Source organism: Kitasatospora sp. NPDC007106 (assembly GCF_040634455.1).
GTDB classification, from domain to species: domain Bacteria; phylum Actinomycetota; class Actinomycetes; order Streptomycetales; family Streptomycetaceae; genus Kitasatospora; species Kitasatospora arboriphila.
Genome location: NZ_JBEYFP010000787.1, coordinates 1 through 2,652, shown reverse-complemented (window position 1 = coordinate 2,652; position 2,652 = coordinate 1). Strand labels below are relative to the sequence as shown.

The window sequence follows — 2,652 nt, the reverse complement described above, 5'->3', positions numbered from 1 at the left end:
GGCGGATCCACCCGGCCGGATCCGCCCGCCCCGCCCGCCGTGCGCCTCCCGGCGCCCCGACAGCCCGGCGGCCCGTGCCTCCTTGACGACGGCGGGCGCCGTCCACCATGGTGTGGACCACTCCCTTGCACCGCAGCCCATCGGAACTCCTGACTCGGAGACGGCATGCGTGCACCCACTCGTCCGACCCGTCGGCCCCGTCCGACCCGCCGGCCCGGCCGCCACGGCCTGCCCGCCGGCCTCGCTGCCGCGGCACTCGCACTGGCCGGCGCCACCCTCGGACCGGCCCCCTCGGCGACGGCGGCGCTGCCGGACGTCCAACTGATCGTCAACGGGGGCTTCGACTCGTACCCGTGGATCTGGGACTGCGAGCCGACCACCTCGCACAGCACCGTCCCGCACGAGCACTACGTCTCGGGCCGGCCGACCGCCGACAGCTACGCGGGCTGCACCCAGCGGGTCCGGGTACAGCCGAACTCCAGCTACACGCTGACCGCCTCGGTGCGCGGCCCGTACGTGTTCGTCGGGGCGTCCGGCAGCGGCGCGGAGACCGTCGCCACGTGGTCGGACCGGAGCGACTGGAACGGACTGTCGGTGCGCGTGACCACGGGGGCGGACACCACCGAGCTGACCGTGTTCGTCCACGGCTGGTACGGGCAGGGGCCCTACGACGTGCGGTGGATGTCCTTCACCGGGCCCGGCGTCGTCCCGAACCCGTGCGGCGGGTCCGGGACGGTCCCGCAGACCCCGAGCGGCGGCCCGGCCTCCCCCTCGCCGTCCCCCAGCTGCATGCGCACCTACCTGCCCTGACGGCCCGTCGGCTGCCCGTCCCGGGCGGAGCGGGCGCCCGCGGACCGCTCAGCGGGACATCGCGCGGGCGAGGGCGGTCATGGCGGTGCGGGTCTTGGACTCCGGGCGGTCGGAGACGCGCAGGCCGCGGTCCCGCAGCGTCCGGACGAGCAGCTCCTGCGCGGCGGAGGCCTCCGCGGGGCCGGTGCGGACGGAGAGTTCGAGGAAGCTGAGCCCCTGGTCGGCGACCGTCCAGAGTTCGGCGGTGACCGGGTGGATCAGGTCCCGCAGCGAGGGCTTCCACTGGACGGAGTCGATCGGGCCGAGCGCCACCAGGTCCTTCAGCCGGTCGCAGCCGAAGCCCGCGCGGTCGAGCAGGTCGCGCTGCTCGTCGGTCAGTTCGGGCTGGCCGGACTGCCCGTCGTCGGTGGTCGGCCGGCCGTAGTCCCCGTCCGCCTTCAGCGAGGCGGCCCAGACGCGGTTGCGGCCGGTCCAGTCCTCCTCGATCTTGAACTCCCACTCCTCCTGTTCCTGCGGCGTCCGCCAACCGGCGGGGAGCCGGTCGGGGTCGCAGGGGCGGAGCTTCACCGTCAGATCGTCCTTGTCCGACTTCTTGGTCTTCCGCAGACGGATCACCAGGCCGTCGTCCAGCAGCGGCAACTCGACGCCGCCGTTGCTGCGGCGCGGACTGTCCCAGAAGTGGACGGTGCGGTGCCTCCCGTCCTCGGGGTCCAGCTCCAGCGTCCCGCAGGCCTCCGCGGTCGCCTCGCCGGACACGGTGACCTTGATCTCGACGTCCGCGTTCTCGACAGTGTGCGCCATGCGTCCCTTATCGCGTCCGGACCGCGGCCGCGCAACCACCGCCACCACGGATTGCGGACGTGCCACACGATCGGGCGGAGGGTGCGCGGCCGGCCGGGTGAAGGAACCGCCGGGCCGCTCCGGCCCGCGGAGGCCGAACGGGCGGACCGACGGAGTCCCCGCGATCCGGAACGCCACGGCGCCGGAGGCCGTCCTACCTGGCAGGCCGCCGGACCGGCGGCCGTCGGACACCATCGGCCGCGCGGCGCCCGCGCGGTCCCACGGGGGCATGCATGGATCTCTCCTTCGGGCTTCGACCGGAGCCGTACGACCTCGGGCCCGATCCCGACCTCGCGACGTGGCTCGCCGAACTGGGGGCGTCGCGGCACCGCGTCGTCCACCTCGGGCCCGACGACGGCCGCAGCCACGGGCAGCTCTGCTGGGACGTGCTGGAGCCCACCGGCCTGCTCGCGGTGCACTGCCGGGACTGCCGGCACGGCCACGGCGGGCCCCGCGACCCCGCGCGGATGGACGCGGCCCTCAAAATCGGGATCCCGCCCGGGGAGATCGTCCCGTGGACCGCGGCCACGCTCCTGCGCGACCTCGTGTACCGCACCGGCGAAGGCGGCCTGCGGCCCGTCGCGGAGGCGGTCGCCCGGGGTCTCGTCGACCTGCTCGGGCCCGGCGCCGACTGGCGGGCCAACGGCTACGCCGCCTACCGGGAGGGCGCCACGGGCAACGTCCACTGGGCGCCGGTCAGCGAGGCCACCTTCGACGCGGCCGTCGTCGGCATCGGCAACGGCCACGCGGTGGTGGTCGTCGCCACCGGCGAGGACTGACGACCGCCCCCGGCCGACCGGTCCGGCTCCCGGTCCGGCTCCCGGTCAGGGCCCGGGCTGCCGCGGCGCACCCGTGACGCCGGTCAGTGGGCGGCGTCGAGCCTGGCCCGCTGGTCGGCCGTCAGGGTGAGGTCGAGGGCGGCCAGGCTCTCGTCCAGCTGGGCCACCGAGGAGGCACCGACCAGCGGGACGACCGGGACCTCGCCGCCGATCAGCCAGGCCA

At 75.4% G+C, this 2,652-nt stretch carries 4 protein-coding genes; 2 read left to right on the top strand and 2 right to left on the bottom strand.

Features of this window, described 5'->3' with window-relative positions:
* Positions 1-165: 165 nt before the first annotated feature.
* Positions 166-810: a hypothetical protein gene (locus ABZ641_RS32325; protein ID WP_359987609.1), complete on the top strand. Its 645-nt coding sequence runs from the start codon at positions 166-168 to the stop codon at positions 808-810.
* 48 nt (positions 811-858) lie between these two features.
* Here the strand turns inward: ABZ641_RS32325 and ABZ641_RS32320 are convergent, their stop codons facing one another.
* The gene (locus ABZ641_RS32320) at positions 859-1,611 is read right to left on the bottom strand and encodes a hypothetical protein (protein WP_359987607.1); all 753 of its coding nucleotides are present in this window, start codon (positions 1,609-1,611) and stop codon (positions 859-861) included.
* 272 nt (positions 1,612-1,883) lie between these two features.
* Here ABZ641_RS32320 and ABZ641_RS32315 point away from each other — a divergent pair, with 272 nt between their 5' ends.
* Positions 1,884-2,429 carry a hypothetical protein gene (locus ABZ641_RS32315; protein ID WP_344628388.1) on the top strand — a complete coding sequence of 182 codons (546 nt, stop codon included), beginning with the start codon at positions 1,884-1,886 and terminating at the stop codon, positions 2,427-2,429.
* A gap of 83 nt (positions 2,430-2,512) precedes the next feature.
* Here the strand turns inward: ABZ641_RS32315 and ABZ641_RS32310 are convergent.
* Positions 2,513-2,652: aldo/keto reductase (locus tag ABZ641_RS32310; protein WP_359987612.1), on the bottom strand; the 140-nt coding region annotated here is incomplete at its 5' end.

Bases quoted from the DNA above. Each gene is read 5' to 3' on its own strand.
- ABZ641_RS32325 (WP_359987609.1), top strand. From the start codon at position 166: ATGCGTGCACCCACTCGTCCGACCCGTCGGCCCCGTCCGACCCGCCGG.
- ABZ641_RS32320 (WP_359987607.1), bottom strand. From the start codon at position 1,611: ATGGCGCACACTGTCGAGAACGCGGACGTCGAGATCAAGGTCACCGTG.
- ABZ641_RS32315 (WP_344628388.1), top strand. From the start codon at position 1,884: ATGGATCTCTCCTTCGGGCTTCGACCGGAGCCGTACGACCTCGGGCCC.